We start from the raw sequence: 21,702 nt of genomic DNA on the forward strand, positions 1-21,702 counted from the left end.
TTTCTTGACGCCCTGACGCCCTCGGCTTCTCTGGCTCTCTCGGCTTCCCCTGCCCCCATCCCCTCCCGCTCTCCTCAACGTCTGATGTGCCCTGCGCGTTCACGGGTGAAACCGCGGGCGACCGCGCGTTCATGGAGTGAGATACCGCCGGAAGGTAGAGTCCGGCGGCGTGCACCTCAAGGCCCTGACCCTGCGCGGCTTCAAGTCGTTCGCCTCCGCGACCACGCTCCGCTTCGAGCCGGGGATCACCTGCGTCGTCGGCCCCAACGGCTCGGGCAAGTCCAATGTCGTGGACGCGCTCAGCTGGGTCATGGGCGAGCAGGGCGCGAAGACGCTGCGCGGCGGCAAGATGGAGGACGTCATCTTCGCCGGCACCACGGGACGGCCGCCGCTCGGCCGCGCCGAGGTGTCCCTGACCATCGACAACTCCGACGGCGCGCTGCCCATCGAGTACGCCGAGGTCACCATCACGCGGATCATGTTCCGCAACGGCGGCAGCGAATACCAGATCAACGGTGACACCTGCCGGCTCCTCGACATCCAGGAGCTGCTCTCCGACTCCGGCATCGGCCGCGAGATGCACGTCATCGTCGGCCAGGGCCAGCTCGACTCCGTCCTGCACGCCGACCCCATGGGCCGCCGCGCCTTCATCGAGGAGGCGGCCGGCGTCCTCAAGCACCGCAGGCGCAAGGAGAAGGCGCTGCGGAAGCTGGACGCGATGCAGGCCAACCTCGCGCGCGTGCAGGACCTCACCGACGAACTGCGCCGCCAACTCAAGCCGCTGGGCCGGCAGGCCGCCGTCGCCCGCAGGGCCGCCGTGATCCAGGCCGACCTGCGCGACGCCCGGCTGCGGCTGCTCGCCGACGACCTGGTCAGGCTGCGCGAGGCGCTGAGCCTTGAGGTCGCCGACGAGGCCGCCCTCAAGGCCCGCAAGGAGTCGGCCGAGCAGGAGTTGCGGAAGGCGCTCCAGCGCGAGGCGCTCCTGGAGGACGAGGTGCGGCAGCTCGGCCCGCGCCTGAAGCGCGCCCAGCAGACCTGGTACGACCTCTCCCAGCTCGCCGAACGGGTGCGCGGCACGGTGTCGCTCGCCGACGCCCGGGTCACCAGCGCCACCGCGGCGCCGCTGGAGGAGCGCCGCGGCCGTGACCCCGAGGACCTGGAGCGCGAGGCCGCCCGGGTCCGGGAGCAGGAGGCGGAGCTCGCGGCGGCCCTCGAAGCGGCCGAACGGGCGCTGGAGGACACCGTCGAGCACCGCGCCGACCTCGAACGCGAACTGACCGTCGAGGAACGGCGCCTCAAGGACGTGGCCCGCGCCATCGCCGACCGCCGCGAGGGGCTGGCCCGGCTGAACGGGCAGGCGGGCGCGGCGCGTTCGCGGGCCGCCGCCGCCCAGGCCGAGATCGACCGGCTGGCCTCGGCCCGCGAGGAGGCCCAGCAGCGGGCCGCCGCCGCACAGGCGGAGTACGAGACGCTCCAGGCCGAGGTCGACGGCCTCGACGCGGGCGACGCGGAACGCTCAGCGCGGCACGAGGAGCTGAAGCGGGCTCTCGCCGAGGCGGAGACCGCCCTGACGTCGGCCCGCGAGGCGGCCACCGCGACCGAACGACGACGGGCCGCGACCCAGGCCCGCCACGACGCCCTCGCCCTCGGCCTGCGCCGCAAGGACGGCACCGGCGCCCTGCTCGACGCGCGGGACCGCATCACCGGGCTGCTCGGTCCCGCCGCGGAACTCCTCACGGTGACCCCGGGCCACGAGGTCGCCCTGGCAGCGGCCTTCGGCGCGGCGGCGGACGCCCTCGCGGTGACGAACCCGACGGCGGCGGCCGACGCGATCCGCCTGCTCCGCAAACAGGACGCGGGCCGGGCGGCACTGCTGCTGACGTCCGCACCGGAGGAGACCGCGCGCGAGGACGGGCCCGAGGACGAGCCTGTGGACACACCCGAGGACGAGCCTGCGGGCGCATCCGAGGACGGGCCCGAGGCTGGGCCTGTGGGCGCATCCGAGGACGGGCCCGAGGTCGGCCCCGCGTACGGGCCTGCGGGTACACCCGAGGACGAGCCCGCGGGCGGCCCCGGGGACGGGCCTGGGAGCGCATCCGCGTACGGGCCTGAGGGCAGCCCTGAGGCCGGGCCTGCGGGCACACCCGAGGACGGACCCGAAAGGACCGGCAGCCCGGATGCGGCCGGCCCGGGGGACGACGGCGCCCTCACGAGCCCCGCCGACCCGGCGCATGCCCGCACGATCCCCACGCCCCCCGCCGACCCTGCCCGCGCCCACGCCGCCCCCACGCCCCACGCCGACCCCACCCGCGCCCGCACACCCCTCACGAACCCCGCCGCCCCCACCCCCACTCGCGCCCGCCCCGCCCCGCCGTACGCCGCCGATCTGGTCCGTGCGTCCGGCGAGTTGATGCCCGCCGTGCGGCGGCTGTTGCGCGGGATCGTCGTCGTCGGGACGTTGGAGGACGCCGAGGAGCTGGTCAGGGCGCGGCCCGGTCTCATCGCCGTCACCGCCGAAGGGGATCTGCTCGGGGCGCACTTCGCGCACGGCGGGTCCGCCGGGGCGCCGAGCCTGCTCGAGGTGCGGGCCTCCGTGGACGAGGCCGCCGCCGAGCTGACGGAACTCGCCGTCCGGTGCGAGGAGCTGGCCGAGGCGCAGCACGTGGCGGGGGAGCGGCGCCGGGAGTGCGCCGCGGCCGTCGAGGAGCTGGGGGAGCTGCGGCGGGCCGCCGACCGGGAGAAGTCGGCCGTGGCCGCGGAGCTGGGGCGGCTCGCCGGGCAGGCGCGGGGCGCGGCGGGCGAGGCCGAGCGGGCGGTGGCCGCCGCCGCCCGCGCGCAGGACGCGTTGGACCGGGCGCTCCAGGACGCCGAGGAACTCGCCGAACGGCTCGCCGTCGCCGAGGAGACGCCGGTCGAGGAGGAGCCCGACACCACGGTCAGGGACCGGCTCGCGGCCGACGGCGCCAACGCCAGGCAGACCGAGATGGAGGCCCGCCTCCAGGTCCGTACCCACGAGGAGCGGGTCAAGGGGCTGTCGGGCCGCGCCGACCAGCTCGACCGGGCCGCCCGCGCCGAACGCGACGCACGCGCGCGTGCCGAGCAGCGCAGGGCCAGGCTGCGCCACGAGGCGGCCGTCGCCGGGGCGGTCGCCTCCGGCGCGCGCCAGTTGCTCGCGCACGTCGAGGTGTCGCTGGCCCGCGCCGACCGGGAGCGGTCCGCCGCCGAGGCCGCGAGGGCGGCGCGCGAGCAGGAGCTGTCGGCGGCGCGGGGCGCGGGCCGCGACCTCAAGGCGGAGCTGGACAAGCTGACCGACTCCGTCCACCGGGGCGAGGTGCTGGGCGCCGAGAAGCGGCTGCGGATCGAGCAGCTGGAGACGAAGGCGCTGGAGGAGCTGGGCGTCGAGCCGGCCGGGCTGGTCTCCGAGTACGGTCCGCACCAGCCGGTGGCGGCGTCCCCCGCGGCCGACGGCGAGGAGTTGCCGGACGATCCCGACCACCCGCGCAACCGGCCGAGGCCCTTCGTCAGGGCCGAGCAGGAGAAGCGGCTGCGGTCGGCCGAACGGGCGTATCAGCAACTCGGCAAGGTGAATCCGCTGGCCCTCGAGGAGTTCGCGGCGCTGGAGGAGCGCCATCAGTTCCTGAGCGAGCAGCTCGAAGACCTGAAGAAGACCCGGGCCGATCTCCTCCAGGTCGTCAAGGAGGTCGACGAGCGCGTCGAGCGGGTCTTCACCGACGCCTTCCGTGACACCGCACGGGAGTTCGAGGGCGTCTTCGGGCGGCTGTTCCCCGGCGGTGACGGCCGGCTGATCCTGACCGATCCCGACAACATGCTCACCACCGGGGTGGACGTCGAGGCCCGCCCGCCGGGCAAGAAGGTGAAGCGGCTCTCGCTGCTGTCGGGCGGCGAGCGGTCGCTGACGGCGGTGGCGCTGCTGGTGTCGATCTTCAAGGCCCGGCCGAGCCCGTTCTACGTGATGGACGAGGTCGAGGCGGCCCTCGACGACACCAACCTCCAGCGGCTGATCCGGATCATGCAGGAGTTGCAGGAGGCGTCGCAGCTCATCGTGATCACGCACCAGAAGCGGACCATGGAAGTCGCCGACGCGCTGTACGGCGTCGCCATGCAGGGCGACGGCGTCTCGAAGGTCATCTCGCAGCGGCTGCGGTAACTCTTCCTTCTGCCTTCACTAAGTGAACTCAAACCTGCCGGGCGGACCGGTTCTGCTGTCTGTTTCTTCACAGTCCACCCTGTGTTGGCGTCGAAACTTGAAGGCATATCCTCTGCAACGTTGCTTTTACCTTCAGGTGGTGAGCGACGTGAAGCTATGCGCCACTGGATACCACCACTTGGAAGGGCTCACCCCCACCCGGCAGCGCTGCCGGTGGCCCGAGGAGTTGATCGTGACCAGCACCGCGCAGGCACCCCAGCCGGGATCAGTACCGCCGCACCCCGAACATCTCGGACATGTCATCTTCATCGCGGCGGCCGCCGCGATGGGCGGCTTCCTGTTCGGCTACGACAGCTCCGTCATCAACGGCGCCGTCGAGGCCATCCGCGATCGCTACGACATCGGCTCCGCGACCCTGGCCCAGGTCATCGCCGTCGCCCTGATCGGCTGCGCCATCGGCGCCGCGACCGCCGGCCGGATCGCGGACCGCATCGGCCGCATCCGCTGCATGCAGATCGCGGCCGTGCTGTTCACCATCAGCGCCGTCGGGTCGGCCCTGCCGTTCGCGCTCTGGGACCTCGCCTTCTGGCGGATCATCGGCGGTTTCGCCATCGGCATGGCCTCCGTCATCGGCCCCGCCTACATCGCCGAGGTCTCGCCGCCCGCCTACCGGGGCCGGCTCGGCTCCTTCCAGCAGGCCGCGATCGTCGTCGGCATCGCCATCTCGCAGCTCGTCAACTGGGGCCTGCTGAACGCGGCAGGCGGCAACCAGCGCGGCAAGCTGCTCGGCCTCGAGGCATGGCAGGTGATGCTGGGCGTCATGGTGATCCCGGCCGTCCTGTACGGCCTGCTCTCCTTCGCCATCCCGGAGTCCCCCCGCTTCCTGCTCTCGGTCGGCAAGCGCGACCGAGCCCGCGCGATCCTCGCGGAGGTCGAGGGCGAGCACATCGACCTCGACGCGCGGGTCGACGAGATCGAGACGGCGATGCGGCGCGAGCACAAGTCCACCTTCAAGGACCTGCTCGGCGGCTCGTTCCTCTTCCAGCGGATCGTCTGGATCGGTATCGGGCTCTCCGTCTTCCAGCAGTTCGTCGGCATCAACGTCGCGTTCTACTACTCCTCGACGCTGTGGCAGTCGGTCGGCATCGACCCGACGGACTCGTTCTTCTACTCGTTCACGACGTCGATCATCAACATCATCGGCACCGTGATCGCGATGATCTTCGTGGACCGCGTCGGCCGCAAGCCGCTCGCCCTGATCGGCTCCGTCGGCATGGTCGTCGGCCTCTCGCTGGAGGCGTGGGCGTTCTCGTACCACCTCGTCGACGGCAAGCTGCCGGCCACCCCGGGCTGGGTCGCCCTGGTCGCCGCGCATGTCTTCGTCCTCTTCTTCGCCCTCTCCTGGGGCGTCATCGTCTGGGTCTTCCTCGGCGAGATGTTCCCCAACCGGATCCGCGCCGCCGCCCTGGGCGTGGCCGCCTCCGCGCAGTGGATCGCCAACTGGGCCATCACCGCGAGCTTCCCCTCGCTCGCCGACTGGAACCTCTCCGCGACCTACATGATCTACGCGTTCTTCGCCGCGCTGTCGATCCCCTTCGTGCTCGCCTTCGTCAAGGAGACGAAGGGCCGGACGCTGGAGTCGATGGGCTGAGCGCCCCCCGGACCCGAGGAGAGGGCCACCCCCCCGCCGCCCTCTCCTCGGTATCTGCCCCGGCTCACCCCCCGAGCCGGGGCAGCACCTCCTCGCAGAACAGCCGCAGGCTGCGCCACCCCTCCGCCACCGGCATCCCGCCCACCAGCGGATGCAGCACCAGGTTGGCCAGCGACTGGGCCACGCACTCCTCGGGCGTGACGACCCGGTAGACGCCCTCCGCGCGCAGCGCCGCCACGTCCTGGGCGCCCGACCGCACCGCCGAGTGGATCGCCCCCGACTGCCACGACGCGTACGTCCTGGCCTCGTGCAGGAAGTGCCCGCCGTACTCGGCCCACGTCCGGTCCGGGTCCTCGGCGATGTGCAGCAGCGGCGTCTCGGCCTCCGGCATCATCGTCCAGCCCTCGGTGCCGTACTCCACCAGCCGCTCCTTGTAGTACGCCTCCAGCTCCGGCAGATGGGCGCTCGGGAAGAACGGCAGGCCGAGGCGGGCCGCGCGGCGGGCGGCAGCCCGGGAGGAGCCGCCGACCAGCAGCAGCGGGTGCGGCGTGGTGCCGGGGCGCGGGGTGACCCGCACGGTACGGCCCCGGTAGTCGAACTCCTCACCGGTCCACGCCTTCAGCAGCGTCTCCAGGAGTTCGTCCTGGATCCGGCCGCGGCGGCGGAAGTCGATCCCCGCGCGGGCGTACTCCTCGGGGCGGTAGCCGATGCCGGCCACCGTGACCAGCCGGCCGCCGCTGAGCAGGTCGAGGACCGCGATGTCCTCGGCCAGGCGCAGCGGGTCGTGCAGCGGCCCGATCACCGCCGAGACGGTCACCGCGACGGTCCGGGTCGCCCCGAAGACCGCGCCCGCGAAGGCGAAGGGCGACGGCAGCCAGTTGTCGTCGACGCCGTGGTGCTCCTCGGTCTGCACGGTGGTCACCCCGTGCCGGTCCGCGTAGGCGGCCATCTCCACGGCCGCCCGGTAGCGGGCGCCGAGCGAGGCGGGGGTGGCGCCGGGCTCGACCAGGTTGAAACGCACGACCGTGACGGGCATGGCGGGTCCCCCTTCGGACGGTGGCTGCGGAGCAGGACCGTAGCTGACGGAGCGTCAGACGGCCAGAGGCGCGGACCCGCGGCGCCCCGAGGGAAAACGGTCGCCCCAGGGGTACGGCACAACTGGGCCCGTCGGGGGCCATGGCCGATACTGGTCGGGTTATGGAAACCGTCATCCTTGCTGTAGTCATCGCCGTGGTCGTCCTCGGCGCGATCGGCGGGCTCGTCGTCGGCAGCCGTCGCAAGCGGCCGCTGCCCCCGCCCCCGCCCACCGCGCCCGACATCACCGCCCCTCCGGCCGAGCCGCACGTCGGCGACGAGGCCGAGGAGCCGAGCGACGAGTCCCGTCGGACGATAGAGGAGGTCGGCCTCCCGGACGGCTCGGCCCCCGTCGTCGTCGAGGAGCCGCCCACCGAAGCGCCCCCGATCGAGATCCCGGAGCCCGCGGCCGGCCGTCTCGTCCGGCTGCGCAGCCGCCTCTCCCGCTCCCAGAACGCCCTCGGTCAGGGGCTGCTCACGCTGCTGTCGCGCGAGCACCTCGACGAGGACACCTGGGAGGAGATCGAGGACACCCTGCTCACCGCCGACGTCGGTGTGCTGCCCACCCAGGAGCTGGTCGACAACCTGCGCGAACGCGTCAAGGTGCTCGGCACCCGCACCCCCGAGGAACTGCGCGCCCTGCTGCGCGAGGAACTGCTCAAGCTGGTCGGCACCGACGTCGACCGCGCCGTGCGCACCGAGCCCGAGGGCCGCACGCCCGGCATCGTGATGGTCGTCGGGGTCAACGGCACCGGCAAGACCACCACCACGGGCAAGCTCGCCCGGGTCCTGGTGGCCGACGGCAGGACCGTCGTCCTCGGCGCCGCCGACACCTTCAGGGCCGCCGCCGCCGACCAGTTGCAGACCTGGGGCGAGCGGGTCGGTGCCCACACCGTGCGCGGGCCTGAGGCGGGCGACCCCGCCTCCGTCGCGTTCGACGCGGTGAAGGAGGGCAAGGAGATGGGGGTCGACGTCGTCCTCATCGACACCGCGGGACGGCTGCACACCAAGACCGGTCTGATGGACGAGCTGGGCAAGGTCAAGCGGGTCGTCGAGAAGCACGCGCCGGTCGACGAGGTGCTGCTCGTCCTCGACGCCACCACCGGGCAGAACGGCCTGGTCCAGGCGCGGGTCTTCGCCGAGGTCGTCGACATCACCGGGATCGTCCTGACCAAGCTGGACGGCACGGCCAAGGGCGGCATCGTGGTCGCCGTGCAGCGCGAGCTGGGCGTGCCCGTCAAGCTGGTCGGACTCGGCGAGGGCGCCGACGACCTGGCGCCGTTCGAGCCCGAGGCGTTCGTGGATGCCCTTATCGGAGAGTGACACCGCACCCCGTCCTCGCGCAGTGGCGCCCGCCCCCGAGCACCGTCGGGGACGGGCGCTTCGCCGTGTGGGGCGGTGGCTGCCGGGGCCGGGCGCGCGGCCCGCGGGTCAGGCGCGGGAGCGGTGGGCCAGGTAGGCGAGGGTGCCCAGGAGCAGCCGGGCGGCCGGCGGGCGGGTGGCGGTGTCCAGGGCGGGGGCGCGCAGCCAGCGGACCGGGCCGAGGCCGCCGCGGTCGGAGGGCGGGGCCGTGACGAACGTGCCGGGGCCGAGTCCGCGCAGGTCGAGCGAGGTCGGGTCGTCCCAGCCGGTCCTGTAGAGCAGCTCGGGCAGTTCGGCGGCGGCGCCGGGGGCGACGTAGAACTGGGCGCGGCCCTCCGGGGTGGCGGCGACCGGGCCGAGCGGGAGGCCCATGCGTTCCAGGCGGACGAGGGCGCGGTGGCCGGCGGGTTCCGCCACCTCGATGACGTCGAACGCGCGGCCCACCGCCAGCATCACCGACGCGCCGGGGAACCGGGCCCACGCCTCGGTCACCTCGTCGAGCGTCGAGCCGGCCGGCAGCCGGGGGGCGAACTCCAGCGGGTGGGCGCCGGGCGCGGGACAGTCCGTGCGGCCGCAGGAGCAGGCGCCGCCCGCGGCCCGCGCGCCCCGCACCACGTCCCAGCCCCAGAGTCCGGTGAACTCGGCGACGGCCACGCACTCCGAGGAGCGAGCGCGTCGACGAGAGCCGGAGCGGATCTCCCGGATGCCGCCGATCGTGAAACCCATGCCCCCTCCAACGGGTCCGCCGCGCCGCCGGTTACGGCGCGGATGCGTCATGTGACTCTCTGTCTCCACCTGCCCGGTCCCGTGCGCTTCAGACGGCGCTCAGAAGGGTTCGGAGTGGTGAACTCGGCGGCGTGCGCCCCCTGGTGCATCGTTGCGCCCGCTTCCGTTCGTCATGTGTCAAGTGAATCGTTAACAGGCGTCCGCCAGTTCATTCGATGGGGTGGCGAATGGTGGCGTTTCCAGGACCGTCGCGGCCGAAGGGGTGATCGTAGGATTACTTTGAGTACACGAGTCCTGGGGCGCGCGTACTCGTGGGTATGCCGGAGGCAAGGCGGTTTTCCGTTCGACGGGTGACAACGTGCGGACGCGGAGCCCTATTTACCGGCATTCTGATAGGGCTTGGCGCAAGCGGCGACAAGTGGTCTCAGGAATGGGGGCGTTCCAGTGAGCGGCAACGGCGGAAGCGGGACGAACGTGACGGACACGTCCACCGCGACCAGCGCGACGGGTGCGTCCGGCGCGTCCGGCGCGGAGAAGCGCCCCAACGAACTGCTCACCTCCTGGTTCGTGCGCAGCGGCTGGTCGAAGGGCGAGCTGGCCCGCCAGGTCAACCGCAGGGCACGCCAGTTGGGCGCCAACCACATCTCCACGGACACCTCGCGGGTGCGCCGCTGGCTGGACGGCGAGAACCCCCGCGAGCCGATCCCCAGGATCCTGTCCGAGCTGTTCTCCGAGCGGTTCGGCTGTGTCGTCGCGGTCGAGGACCTCGGCCTGCGCACCGCCCGCCAGTCACCCTCCGCGTCCGGCGTCGACCTGCCGTGGACGGCCCCGCAGACGGTGGCGCTGCTCAGCGAGTTCTCGCGCAGCGATCTGATGCTCGCCCGGCGCGGCTTCCTCGGCAGCTCGCTCGCGCTCTCCGCGGGCCCGGCCCTGATCGAGCCCATGCAGCGCTGGCTGGTGCCCTCGCCGCAGCCGCCGCGCGCCGAGCCCGACCCGGCGCCCTCCGCCCGGCGCGTCGGACGGCTCTCGCAGCCCGAGCTGGATCTGCTGGAGTCGACCACGATGATGTTCCGCCAGTGGGACGCCCAGTGCGGCGGCGGCCTGCGCCGCAAGGCGGTCGTCGGGCAGCTGCACGAGGTCACCGACCTGCTCCAGGAGCCCCAGCCGCAGGAGACCACCCGCCGGCTGTTCAAGGTCGCCGCCGAGCTGGCCGAGCTGGCCGGCTGGATGTCGTACGACGTCGGGTTGCAGCCGACAGCGCAGAAGTACTTCGTGCTGGCCCTGCACGCGGCCAAGGAGGCCGGCGACAAGCCGCTCGGCTCCTACGTCCTGTCCAGCATGAGCCGGCAGATGATCCATCTGGGGCGGCCCGACGACGCCCTGGAGCTGATCCATCTCGCCCAGTACGGCAGCCGGGACTGCGCGAGCCCGCGCACCCAGGCGATGCTGCACGCGATGGAGGCCCGCGCCTACGCCAACATGGGGCAGCCCGGCCGCTGCAAGCGCGCGGTCCGGATGGCGGAGGACGTCTTCGCCGACGCCGACGAGTGGGACGAGCCCGACCCCGACTGGATCCGCTTCTTCTCCGAGGCCGAGCTGCACGGCGAGAACAGCCACTCCTTCCGCGACCTCGCCTATGTGGCGGGCCGCAGCCCCACCTACGCCTCGCTGGCCGAGCCCCTGATGCGGCGGGCCGTCGAGCTGTTCGCCACGGACGGCGAGCACCAGCGGTCGTACGCGCTCAACCTGATCGGCATGGCCACCGTGCATCTGCTCCAGCGGGAGCCCGAGCGCGGCGCGGCCCTGGCCGAGCAGGCGATGGCGGTCGGCAAGACGGTTCGCTCCGAGCGGGTCAACACCCGCATCCGCAAGACGGTCGACACGGCCGTGCGGGACTTCGGCGGGCTCGCCGCCGTCGTCGACCTCACCGACAGGCTCGCCGTCGAGCTGCCCGAGGCGGCGGAAGCCGTCTGACCGCCGCGCGGACCGCGCGAACCCCCAGCCCCGGCCGCGGCCGGCCCTCCCGAACCGCCCGACTCGGCTCCCCCCTGTGCCAGGTCATCGGAAGGCCGTCGCGGCCGGTTCCGCGGTTGCTGCGGCAAGCGATCGGGGCCTGGTCGGTTTTCGGCCACCTCGGCGGGGGCCGAGCAGGGACGTTTGGCCGACCGGTGCCCGAAAGCCACTTTCCGTCGGGGCGCGGCTTCGCACACAAGGCGGGTGTGAAGGTCCGGTGTCCTGGCGGCCCGCGGCCGTGATCGGGCGGCTGCGGCGGCCGTGACCGTCATCCGGCCGTAACGTCGCGGACAACTTCGTCACGCGCGGGAAACACATCTAAGCCTTACGTGAAATCGGTTTGAGCCAGTCTCCTCAGCACAGCCGGCCCGTTGTCACAGGCATCCGCACAGGGCCGTTCCGCCGAAGGAGTCACAAGGCCTTGAATGTTGGAGATACCGGATTCGTACTGATCAGCGCTGCTCTGGTCATGGTCATGACGCCGGGCCTCGCCCTGTTCTACGGGGGCATGGTCCGCACCAAAAGCACCCTGAACATGCTCATGATGTCCTTTGTGTCTCTGGGCATCGTGAGCGTGCTCTGGGTGCTCTACGGTCACTCGCTCGCCTTCAGCGGTGACGTCGGGGGTTTTGTAGGCAACCTCGACCTCATCGGCCTGAAGGGCGTCACCGGTGACACCCTCATGGAGAACTTCGCCGGACGGAAGATCCCGGTCTTCGCGTTCTCCCTCTTCCAGATGCTGTTCGCGGTCATCACCCCGGCCCTGATGAGCGGCGCGCTCGCCGACCGGGTGAAGTTCGGCTCCTGGATGGTCTTCGTCGGCCTCTGGGTCACCGTGGTGTACTTCCCGGTCGCCCACTGGGTCTGGGGCGGCGGCTGGCTCGCCAAGCTCGACCCGGCCATCATCGACTTCGCGGGCGGCACGGCCGTCCACATCAACGCCGGTATCGGCGCCCTGGCCGCGGTCCTCGTCGTCGGCAAGCGCGTCGGCTTCAAGCGCGACCCGATGCGCCCGCACAACCTGACGATGGTCCTGATCGGCACCGCGCTCCTGTGGTTCGGCTGGTTCGGCTTCAACGCGGGCTCCGAGCTGGCCGCCGACGGCACCGCCGCGGGCATGGCCCTCAACACCCAGGTCGCCACCGGTGCCGCCATGCTCGGCTGGCTCGCCTACGAGCGCATCAGGCACGGCGCCTTCACCACGCTGGGCGCCTGCTCGGGCGCGGTGGCCGGTCTGGTCGCCATCACCCCCTCGGGCGGCAACGTCAACGTCTTCGGCGCGATGCTCATCGGCGTGGTCGCCGGCGCCGTCTGCTCCTGGGCGGTCTCCCTCAAGTTCAAGCTCGGCTACGACGACTCCCTCGACGTGGTCGGCGTCCACCTGGTCGGCGGTGTCATCGGCACCCTGCTGGTCGGCTTCCTCGCCATCAACGGCGCCGGCGGCTTCAAGCAGTTCGTGTCGCAGGCGATCGGCGCCTTCTCGGTCATGGGCTACACCTTCGTGGTGACGTTCATCCTCGCCTGGGTGATCCAGAAGACCATCGGCTTCAGGGCCAGCGAGGACGACGAGGTCACCGGCCTCGACCAGACCTCGCACGCCGAGACCGCATACGACTTCGGCGGGGCCGGCGGCGGCCTCTCCGGCGCCGTCCCGTCCGCGACCGTCGCGAGCAAGAAGGTGGACGCATGAAGCTCATCACCGCAGTCGTCAAGCCCCACCGGCTCGACGAGATCAAGGAAGCCCTCCAGGCCTTCGGCGTCCACGGACTGACGGTCACCGAGGCGAGCGGCTACGGTCGTCAGCGGGGGCACACCGAGGTCTACCGCGGTGCCGAGTACACGGTCGACCTGGTGCCCAAGATCCGCATCGAGGTCCTGGCCGAGGACGACGACGCCGAACAGCTCATCGACGTCATCGTCAAAGCGGCCAGAACCGGCAAGATCGGTGACGGCAAGGTCTGGTCCCTGCCCGTGGAGACGGCCGTACGCGTGAGGACCGGCGAGCGCGGTCCTGACGCGCTCTAGGAAAAGAACGAACAGGAGTCGCCGGGTGACGAGCACGGACGTGCGGAACGAAGCAGAGGACTCGGGACCCAGCGGCTACGCGGCGGCCCGGCTGCGCCTCCTCCAGGAGGGGGCGCGGTCCGGGCCGCCGCGCCGTTTGGCCCTCTCCGAACTGACGGACGAATGGCTCTCCGGGCTGTTCACCGCGGGCACCGAGGGCCTGCGCGGGGTCTCCCTGGTCGCCGTCGGCGGCTACGGCCGCGGCGAGCTGTCCCCGCGCAGCGACCTCGACCTGCTTTTGCTGCACGACGGCGCCGACAACGCGGCCGTCGCCGCCCTCGCCGACCGCATCTGGTACCCCGTCTGGGACCTCGGCCTGGCCCTCGACCACTCCGTGCGCACCCCGGGCGAGGCCCGCAGGACCGCGGGCGACGACCTCAAGGTCCAGCTCGGCCTGCTCGACGCCCGCCACCTCGCGGGCGACCTCGGCCTCACCGCGTCCCTGCGCACCGCCGTCCTCGCCGACTGGCGCAACCAGGCACCCCGACGCCTCCCCGAACTCCAGGAGCTGTGCGCCGAACGCGCCGCACGCCAGGGCGAGCTCCAGTACCTCCTCGAACCCGACCTCAAGGAGGCCCGCGGCGGCCTGCGCGACGCCACCGCGCTGCGCGCCGTCGCCGCCTCCTGGCTCGCCGACGCCCCCCGCGAGGGCCTCGACGACGCCCGCCGCCGCCTCCTCGACGTCCGCGACGCCCTGCACCTCGCCACCGGCCGCGCCACCGACCGCCTCGCCCTCCAGGAACAGGACCAGGTCGCCGCCGAACTCGGCCTCCTGGACGCCGACACCCTGCTGCGCCAGGTCTACGAGGCCGCCCGGGTCATCTCCTACGCCAGCGACGTCACCTGGCGCGAGGTCGGCCGGGTGCTGCGCTCGCGCTCCGTGCGGCCCCGGCTGCGCGCCATGCTCGGCGGCGGCAAGCAGACCGCCGAACGCTCCCCGCTCGCCGAGGGCGTCGTCGAGCAGGACGGCGAGGTCGTCCTCGCCCGCGCCGCCCGACCCGACCGCGACCCCGTGCTGCCGCTGCGCGCCGCCGCCGCGGCCGCCCAGGCCGGCCTGCCGCTCTCCCTGCACGCCGTGCGCCGCCTGGCCGGCTCGGTACGCCCGCTGCCCACCCCCTGGCCCGCCGAGGCCCGCCAGGAACTGGTGACCCTGCTCGGCTCGGGACGCCCCACCGTCGAGGTGTGGGAGGCGCTGGAGGCGGAGGGCCTGATCACCCGGCTGCTGCCGGACTGGGAGCGGGTGCGCTGCCGGCCGCAGCGCAACGCCGTGCACGTCTGGACCGTCGACCGGCACCTCATCGAGACCGCCGTGCGCGCCTCCGAGTACACCCGCCGGGTCAGCCGCCCCGACCTGCTGCTGGTCGCCGCGCTGCTGCACGACATCGGCAAGGGCTGGCCGGGCGACCACTCGGTGGCCGGCGAGATCATCGTCAAGGACGTCGCCGCCCGGATCGGCTTCGACCGCGCCGACGTCACCGTCCTGTCCACGCTGGTCCGCCACCATCTGCTGCTCGTCGAGACCGCCACCCGCCGCGACCTCGACGACCCGGCGACCGTCCGCGCCGTCGCCGACGCGGTCGGCAGCCAGAGCACCCTGTACCTGCTGCACGCCCTCACGGAGGCCGACGCCCTCGCCACCGGACCCGCCGCCTGGTCCTCCTGGCGCGGCTCGCTCGTCGCCGACCTGGTCAAGCGGGTCGCCGCGGTGCTCGCCGGGGAGGAGCCCGACGAGCCCGAGGCCGCCGCCCCCACCGCCGAACAGGAGCGGCTCGCCATCGAGGCGGTCGCCACCGGCAGCCCCGTGCTGGCGCTGCGCGCGCAGACCGAACCACCGGCGGGCGAGCAGCCGCCCGGCGGCCCCGAGCCGCTCGGCGTCGAACTCCTCATCGCCGTACCCGACCAGGCCGGTGTGCTGCCCGCGGTGGCCGGTGTGCTCGCCATGCACCGGCTGACCGTGCGCACCGCCGAACTGCGCTCCCTCGACCTGCCCGACGGCGTCGACGGCGCCGTCCTGCTGCTCGACTGGCGGGTCGCCGCCGAGTACGGCTCACTCCCGCAGGCCGCCAGGCTCCGCGCCGACCTGGTGCGCGCCCTCGACGGCTCCCTCGACATCGCGGGCCGGCTCGCGGAGCGGGACGCCGCCTATCCGCGCCGTCGCGGCTGGGTGGCGCCGCCGCCCCGGGTCACCGTCCACCCGGCCGCCTCCCGGCTCGCCACCGTCATCGAGGTCCGCGCCCAGGACGCCCCCGGCCTGCTGTTCCGCATCGGGCGGGCGCTGGAGGACGCCGACGTCCGGGTCCGCAGCGCGCACGCCTCCACCCTGGGCGCGAACGCGGTCGACGCCTTCTACGTGACCGGCGCCGAGGGCAAGCCCCTGCCGGCCGCGGAGGCGGACGCGGTGGCGCGGAAACTGGAGGAGATGCTCAGGGGATGACGCGGCATCCCGGTGTCGGGCCGAGCCGGGATACCCTGGAGGGCGATCCATCAGCAGCCACCGACCCCGAGGACCGACGCCGCCGTGTTCGATACTCTCTCCGACCGCCTCAGCGCGACTTTCAAAAACCTCCGCGGCAAAGGCAGGCTGAGCGAAGCGGACATCGACGCCACGGCGCGTGAGATCCGCATCGCACTCCTCGAAGCCGATGTGGCCCTCCCCGTAGTCCGCACGTTCATCAAGAACGTCAAGGAGCGGGCGCTGGGCGCCGAGGTCTCCAGGGCGCTCAACCCCGCCCAGCAGGTCCTCAAGATCGTCAACGACGAGCTGGTCACCATCCTCGGCGGTGAGACCAGGCGACTGCGCTTCGCCAAGACCGCGCCGACGGTGATCATGCTGGCCGGCCTCCAGGGCGCGGGCAAGACCACCCTCGCGGGCAAGCTCGGCCACTGGCTGAAGGAGCAGGGCCACTCGCCGCTGCTCGTCGCCTGCGACCTCCAGCGCCCCAACGCCGTCAACCAGTTGAGCGTCGTCGCCGAGCGCGCGGGCGTCGCCGTCTACGCGCCCGAGCCGGGCAACGGCGTCGGCGACCCGGTCAAGGTCGCCAAGGACTCCATCGAGTTCGCGAAGTCCAAGGTCCACGACATCGTCATCGTGGACACCGCCGGACGCCTCGGCATCGACCAGGAGCTGATGCGGCAGGCCGCGGACATCCGCGACGCCGTCTCGCCCGACGAGATCCTCTTCGTCGTCGACGCCATGATCGGCCAGGACGCGGTCAACACCGCCGAGTCCTTCCGCGACGGCGTCGGCTTCGACGGCGTGGTGCTCTCCAAGCTCGACGGCGACGCCCGCGGTGGCGCCGCCCTCTCGATCCGGCAGATCACCGGCAAGCCGATCATGTTCGCGTCGAACGGCGAGAAGCTCGACGACTTCGACGCCTTCCACCCTGACCGGATGGCCTCCCGCATCCTCGACATGGGTGACCTGCTCACCCTGATCGAGCAGGCGGAGAAGACGTTCAGTCAGGAAGAGGCCGAGAAGATGGCCTCCAAGCTGGCGTCCAAGAAGGGCCAGGACTTCACCCTGGACGACTTCCTGGCCCAGATGGAACAGGTCAGGAAGATGGGCAGCATCAGCAAGCTGCTCGGCATGCTCCCCGGCATGGGCCAGATCAAGGACCAGATCAACAACCTGGACGAGCGGGACGTCGACCGCACCGCCGCGATCATCAAGTCGATGACCCCGGGCGAGCGCCAGGACCCCGCGATCATCAACGGCTCCCGCCGCGCCCGTATCGCCAAGGGCTCCGGTGTCGAGGTCAGCGCCGTCAAGGGCCTGGTCGAGCGGTTCTTCGAGGCCCGCAAGATGATGTCCCGGATGGCGCAGGGCGGCGGCATGCCCGGGATGCCGGGGATGCCCGGCATGGGTGGCGGCCCCGGCCGGGCCAAGAAGCAGCAGAAGAAGGCCAAGGGCAAGCAGCGCTCGGGCAACCCGATGAAGCGCCAGCAGCAGGAGGCGGAGGCCGCGGCCCGCCGCGCCGCCGGACCCCAGGGCGGCGACGCCCTCGGACTGCCCGGCCAGCAGGCGGGACAGGACTTCGAGCTGCCGGACGAGTTCAAGAAGTTCATGGGCTGACGGCTCCCGCAGCCGCCGGGCGCCGCGCGTAAACGCGACGCCCCGCCGAGGCCGCCGACGCCGGGGGCGCCCCTCACCCGAGGGGCGCCCCCGGCGTCGTCCATCCGCGTGCCCGCACGGCCTTCCTGTCGTAACGTCCCGGTATGAGCAACCCCGCCCCCTCGCGCAAGTCGCCCGAGCAGCCATGGCGCACCGAGGGCGCTCCCGACGAGCCGAAGAGGACGCCGCCGGGCGGACGGCGGATGCGCGGCGGCTGGTGGAGCCTCATCCTCACCGCGCTGATCGTGTACCTGATCGCCAACCTGGTGCTGTCGTTCTTCAACGAGGGCGACGAGCGGACGATCTCCTACACCGAGTTCAGCAGACAGGTGGACGCCGGGAACGTCAGCAAGATCTACGCCAAGGGCGACGCGATCCAGGGGCAGCTCAAGAAGAAGCAGAAGAACCCCGACGGCGGCGCCGAGTACACCAAGTTCAAGACCGAGCGGCCGACCTTCGCCGACGACCAGCTCTGGGAGGACCTGACCAAGCACCGCGTCACGGTCACCGCCGAGCCGGTCGTCCAGCACCGCAGCTTTCTCGCCAATCTGCTCCTCGCACTCGCCCCGATGGTGCTCCTGGTGGTGCTGTGGATCTTCATCGCCCGCCGGATGAGCGCGGGCCTCGGCGGCGCGGGCGGCATGCTCGGCCGCAAGGCCCCGCCCCGACCGGTCGAACTGGAGCCCGGCGCGGTCCGCACCACCTTCGAGGACGTGGCCGGCATCGACGAGGTCGAGGGCGAGCTGAACGACGTCGTCGACTTCCTGAAGAACCCCGACGCCTACCGGCGGATGGGCGCCAAGATGCCCCGCGGCGTGCTCCTGTCCGGGCCGCCCGGCACCGGCAAGACACTGCTCGCGCGGGCCGTCGCCGGCGAGGCCGGGGTGCCGTTCTTCTCGGCCTCCGCGTCCGAGTTCATCGAGATGATCGTGGGCGTCGGCGCCTCCCGGGTGCGCGAGCTGTTCGCGGAGGCCCGCAAGGTCGCGCCGTCGATCATCTTCATCGACGAGATCGACACCATCGGCCGGGCCCGCGGCGGCGGCTCCGGCATGGGCGGCCACGACGAACGCGAACAGACCCTCAACCAGATCCTCACCGAGATGGACGGCTTCTCCGGCTCCGAGGGCGTCATCGTCATCGCCGCCACCAACCGCGCCGACGTCCTCGACCCGGCGCTGACCAGGCCGGGACGGTTCGACCGGGTGGTCACCGTCTCACCGCCCGACCGGGGCGGCCGCAAGGCCATCCTGGAGATCCACACCCGTGGCATCCCGCTCGCCCCCGACGTCAACCTCGCCCAGGTCGCCCGCACCACCCCCGGCATGACCGGCGCCGACCTGGCCAACCTCGCCAACGAGGCCGCGCTGCTCGCCGTCAAGCACCAGCAGGACCAGGTGACCCAGGCCAACCTCTCGGAGGCGCTGGAGAAGGTCCAGCTCGGCGCCGAACGGCCGCTGGTGATGCCCGAGGAGGAGCGAAGGCGCACCGCCTTCCACGAGAGCGGCCACGCCCTGCTCGGCATGCTCCAGCCGGGCGCCGACCCGGTCCGCAAGATCACCATCGTGCCCCGCGGCCGGGCCCTCGGCGTCACCCTCTCCACCCCGGACGCCGACAAGTACGCGTACACGGAGGAGTACCTGCGCGGCCGGATCATCGGCGCCCTCGGCGGGATGGCCGCCGAACAGGTCGTCTACGGGGTCGTCACGACCGGCTCGGAGAGCGACCTCGAGCAGGTCACCGGCATCGCCCGCGGCATGGTCGCCCGGTGGGGCATGAGCGAGGCCGTGGGCCGCCTCTCCGCCCTCCCGAACGACGCCCAGCAGGCCTACGGCCTCGCCGCCGCCCCGCAGACGCTCGACGTCATCGACACCGAGATGCGCCGGATCGTCGACGCCTGCTACGAGGAGGCCTGCCGCAAACTCCGCGACCACCGCCCCCAGTTGGACGCCCTCGCCGCGGCCCTGCTGGAGAGCGAGACCCTGGAGGAGACGGACGCGTACCGGATCGCGGGCATCACCCGGCTGACGAAGGACACCGACACCGACCTCTAGCGGCCCCGCCCCGCCGACCGCCGCGTCTACGGCACCCGCGCGACCAGGTAGCGGAAGATGTTCGGCATCCACACCGTGCCGTCCGGGCGCAGGTACGGATGCAGGGACTCCGTCAGCTCCTTCACCACCTGCGTCCGGTCGGTCGCCGCGACCGCCCCGTCGAAGAGGCCCGTGGACAGCAGACCGCGCACCGCGCTCTCCCGGCCCGCGTAGCCGAACGGGCAGGACACCCGGCCCGATCCGTCCGGGCGCAGCCCGGCCCGGTGCGCGATCTCCTCCAGGTCGTCGCGGCGCGCCCCCGCGCCCGCCTGCGCCCCGGCCGCCGCCCGCACCACCGCCGAGGTGGCGCAGCGCTCGGGCGGCCCCCAGCCGGTCAGCACCACGGCCGCCCCGCGCGCGGCGAGCGCCACCGCGGACCGCAGCCGTTCACCGAGCCGCCGCGCGTCACCGGCCAGGCACCCCACCGGGTCGAAGGCGGTCACCACGGTGAACGCGGGGGTCCGCGCGTCGGCCGCGTCCCCGGGCGAGCCGAAGACCAGCCGGGCCCCGGCCGGCGCGGTCGCCGCGCGGTCGGGCAGCAGCCGCCGGCGCGCGAGCGCGAGCAGTTCGGGAGAGTCGGACTCGACGCCGGTGACCCGCGCGCCTCTGGCCGACGCCATCAGCAGGGCGAGCCCCGAGCCGCAGCCGAGGCCCAACAGGCGCGTCTGCGCACCCACGTCAAGGCGCTCGTGGACGGCCTCGACCAGCGGGACCAGCATCCGCTCCTGGATCTCGGACCAGTCACGCGCGCGGGCGCACGGGTCCACGCGGGCCCGCTGCCGCACATGAGCCGGGTGCTGACGCACGAGCGTAGGTGTCATCTAAAGCGCCCCAATCCGCAGCGAGTTCGCTGTGCTCGTTTCGGTGGCCCCCTGACAAGCGGTCGCACTCCCTCCCCGTATGCCAGGTAACTCCGCGCCACCGGCCGCGTCCAGGGTTTGTGGCGCCTCGTTGCCGCCCGCTGTCGCGAGTGGCGAGAATTCACATTCCGGCAACGTGGACCCGTACCATCGCGCCATGGCAAAGCCCCCCGTTCTCACCCCGCGGGCCGACGACTTCCCGCGCTGGTACCAGGACCTGATCAACAAGGCGGAACTGGCCGACAACGGCCCGGTGCGCGGCACCATGGTCATCCGACCGTACGGCTACGGCCTGTGGGAGCGGATGCAGCAGGAGATGGACGCGCGCATCAAGGAGGCCGGCGCCCAGAACGCCTACTTCCCGCTGTTCATCCCGCAGTCCTACCTGACCAGGGAGGCCGAGCACGTCGAGGGCTTCGCGCCGGAACTCGCCGTCGTCACGCACGGGGGCGGCAAGGAGCTGGAGGAGCCGGTCGTCGTCAGGCCGACCTCCGAGACGATCATCAACGAGTACTTCTCCAAGTGGGTGCAGAGCTACCGCGATCTGCCCCTGCTCATCAACCAGTGGGCCAACGTGGTCCGTTGGGAGCTGCGCCCGCGGGTCTTCCTGCGCACCACCGAGTTCCTCTGGCAGGAGGGCCACACCGCCCACGCCAGTCGCGAGGACGCCCGCGACTACGCGGCCCACATCCACCGCGACGTCTACGCCGACTTCATGGAGAACGTCCTCGCCATGGACGTCGTAGCGGGCCGCAAGACGGTCAGGGAGCGGTTCGCCGGAGCGATCAACACCCTCACCCTCGAAGGCATGATGGGCGACGGCAAGGCGCTCCAGCTCGCCACCAGCCACGAGTTGGGCCAGAACTTCGCCAAGGCCTTCGACACCCGGTACCTCTCGAAGGACGGCGGCCAGGAGTACGTCTGGCAGACCTCCTGGGGCTCCACCACCCGGATGATCGGCGCCCTGGTGATGACGCACGGCGACGACAACGGCCTGCGGGTGCCGCCCCGGCTCGCCGCGGTCCAGGTGGTCGTCGTGGCCGTCAAGGAGGACGAGGCGGTTCTCGCCGCGGTCCGCGAGCTGGCCGACCGGCTGACGAAGGCCGGCGTCCGGGCCCGGGTGGACGTCCGCACGGACACGCCGTTCGGCCGCCGCGCCGTCGACTGGGAGCTGAAGGGCGTGCCGGTCCGGATCGAGATCGGACCCCGCGACCTGGCGAGCGGCACCGCGATGCTGGTGCGCCGCATCCCCGGCGGCAAGGAGCCGGTCTCCGTCGAGTCGCTCCCCGGTCTGCTGCCCGGCGTCCTGGAGGCCGACCAGGCGCTGCTGCTCGCCCAGTCCCGCGAGCGCCGGATCTCCCGGACGAGCGAGGTGGCGACGTTCGACGAGGCGGTCGAGGTGGCCACCGGCGGCGGCTGGGCGCGGCTGCCGTGGTCGGCGCTCGGTCCCGAGGGCGAGGCGCGACTGGGTGAGCACGGGGTCACCGTGCGCTGTCTCGTCGCCGAGGACGGGTCGGTGCCCGCGGCCGACGACAGCCCCGGTAACGTCGCTGTCGTGGCACGCGCCTACTGACCCGGGGCGG

13 protein-coding genes are annotated in these 21,702 nt (G+C 72.6%); 10 read left to right on the plus strand and 3 right to left on the minus strand.

What is annotated here, in order from left to right; all coding sequences use genetic code 11:
- The first annotated feature begins 169 nt into the window (after positions 1-169).
- Complete coding sequence (locus DDJ31_RS27130; protein WP_171480909.1) at positions 170-4,168, plus strand: AAA family ATPase; 3,999 nt, start codon at positions 170-172, stop codon at positions 4,166-4,168.
- A 232-nt stretch (positions 4,169-4,400) separates the two neighbouring features.
- The gene (locus DDJ31_RS27135; RefSeq protein ID WP_127177760.1) at positions 4,401-5,819 is read left to right on the plus strand and encodes a sugar porter family MFS transporter; all 1,419 of its coding nucleotides are present in this window, start codon (positions 4,401-4,403) and stop codon (positions 5,817-5,819) included.
- A 64-nt stretch (positions 5,820-5,883) separates the two neighbouring features.
- Here DDJ31_RS27135 and DDJ31_RS27140 read toward each other — a convergent pair whose 3' ends face one another.
- A complete protein-coding gene (locus DDJ31_RS27140) occupies positions 5,884-6,855 on the minus strand; it encodes an LLM class flavin-dependent oxidoreductase (RefSeq protein ID WP_127177759.1) in 972 nt (323 codons plus the stop codon).
- Between the two features lie 161 nt (positions 6,856-7,016).
- Between DDJ31_RS27140 and ftsY the strand changes: the two genes are divergently transcribed.
- Positions 7,017-8,216 (plus strand): signal recognition particle-docking protein FtsY, encoded by a 1,200-nt coding sequence (gene ftsY, locus DDJ31_RS27145; RefSeq protein ID WP_127177758.1) that lies wholly within the window; start codon positions 7,017-7,019, stop codon positions 8,214-8,216.
- Between the two features lie 108 nt (positions 8,217-8,324).
- On the opposite strand, the gene DDJ31_RS27150 is transcribed toward ftsY, so the two are convergent.
- Positions 8,325-8,981, minus strand: a complete 657-nt coding sequence (locus DDJ31_RS27150; RefSeq protein ID WP_127177757.1) for a bifunctional DNA primase/polymerase — start codon at positions 8,979-8,981, stop codon at positions 8,325-8,327.
- 444 nt (positions 8,982-9,425) lie between these two features.
- Between DDJ31_RS27150 and nsdA the strand changes: the two genes are divergently transcribed.
- The 6 genes from nsdA to ftsH all read left to right on the plus strand — a co-directional run bounded on the left by nsdA (position 9,426) and on the right by ftsH (position 19,220).
- Complete coding sequence (nsdA, locus tag DDJ31_RS27155; RefSeq protein ID WP_431027190.1) at positions 9,426-10,955, plus strand: transcriptional repressor NsdA; 1,530 nt, start codon at positions 9,426-9,428, stop codon at positions 10,953-10,955.
- A gap of 460 nt (positions 10,956-11,415) precedes the next feature.
- A complete protein-coding gene (locus DDJ31_RS27160; RefSeq protein WP_127177755.1) occupies positions 11,416-12,684 on the plus strand; it encodes an ammonium transporter in 1,269 nt (422 codons plus the stop codon).
- A complete protein-coding gene (locus DDJ31_RS27165; RefSeq protein WP_003997576.1) occupies positions 12,681-13,019 on the plus strand; it encodes a P-II family nitrogen regulator in 339 nt (112 codons plus the stop codon). Before DDJ31_RS27160 ends, DDJ31_RS27165 begins: the two co-directional genes overlap by 4 nt.
- Before the next feature lie 25 nt (positions 13,020-13,044).
- The gene (locus DDJ31_RS27170) at positions 13,045-15,492 is read left to right on the plus strand and encodes a [protein-PII] uridylyltransferase (protein ID WP_127177754.1); all 2,448 of its coding nucleotides are present in this window, start codon (positions 13,045-13,047) and stop codon (positions 15,490-15,492) included.
- Between the two features lie 84 nt (positions 15,493-15,576).
- Positions 15,577-17,130: a signal recognition particle protein gene (gene ffh / locus DDJ31_RS27175; RefSeq protein ID WP_127177753.1), complete on the plus strand. Its 1,554-nt coding sequence runs from the start codon at positions 15,577-15,579 to the stop codon at positions 17,128-17,130.
- A gap of 143 nt (positions 17,131-17,273) precedes the next feature.
- Entirely contained in the window at positions 17,274-19,220 is a 1,947-nt protein-coding gene (gene ftsH, locus DDJ31_RS27180) for an ATP-dependent zinc metalloprotease FtsH (protein ID WP_127177752.1), read from the plus strand.
- 26 nt (positions 19,221-19,246) lie between these two features.
- On the opposite strand, the gene DDJ31_RS27185 is transcribed toward ftsH, so the two are convergent.
- Complete coding sequence (locus tag DDJ31_RS27185) at positions 19,247-20,080, minus strand: SAM-dependent methyltransferase (RefSeq protein WP_127177751.1); 834 nt, start codon at positions 20,078-20,080, stop codon at positions 19,247-19,249.
- A 196-nt stretch (positions 20,081-20,276) separates the two neighbouring features.
- On the opposite strand from DDJ31_RS27185, the gene proS reads away from it, so the two are divergent.
- Positions 20,277-21,692, plus strand: coding sequence for a proline--tRNA ligase (gene proS / locus DDJ31_RS27190; protein WP_127177750.1), 1,416 nt, complete (start codon positions 20,277-20,279; stop codon positions 21,690-21,692).
- Positions 21,693-21,702 lie beyond the last annotated feature (10 nt).

This window comes from Streptomyces griseoviridis, assembly GCF_005222485.1.
GTDB lineage: Bacteria > Actinomycetota > Actinomycetes > Streptomycetales > Streptomycetaceae > Streptomyces > Streptomyces hintoniae.

Excerpts from the sequence above, each read along its gene's own strand:
- DDJ31_RS27140 (WP_127177759.1), bottom strand. The coding sequence starts at position 6,855 with ATGCCCGTCACGGTCGTGCGTTTCAACCTGGTCGAGCCCGGCGCCACC.
- ftsY (WP_127177758.1), top strand. The coding sequence starts at position 7,017 with ATGGAAACCGTCATCCTTGCTGTAGTCATCGCCGTGGTCGTCCTCGGC.
- DDJ31_RS27150 (WP_127177757.1), bottom strand. The coding sequence starts at position 8,981 with ATGGGTTTCACGATCGGCGGCATCCGGGAGATCCGCTCCGGCTCTCGT.
- DDJ31_RS27165 (WP_003997576.1), top strand. The coding sequence starts at position 12,681 with ATGAAGCTCATCACCGCAGTCGTCAAGCCCCACCGGCTCGACGAGATC.
- ftsH (WP_127177752.1), top strand. The coding sequence starts at position 17,274 with ATGAGCAACCCCGCCCCCTCGCGCAAGTCGCCCGAGCAGCCATGGCGC.
- DDJ31_RS27185 (WP_127177751.1), bottom strand. The coding sequence starts at position 20,080 with ATGACACCTACGCTCGTGCGTCAGCACCCGGCTCATGTGCGGCAGCGG.
- proS (WP_127177750.1), top strand. The coding sequence starts at position 20,277 with ATGGCAAAGCCCCCCGTTCTCACCCCGCGGGCCGACGACTTCCCGCGC.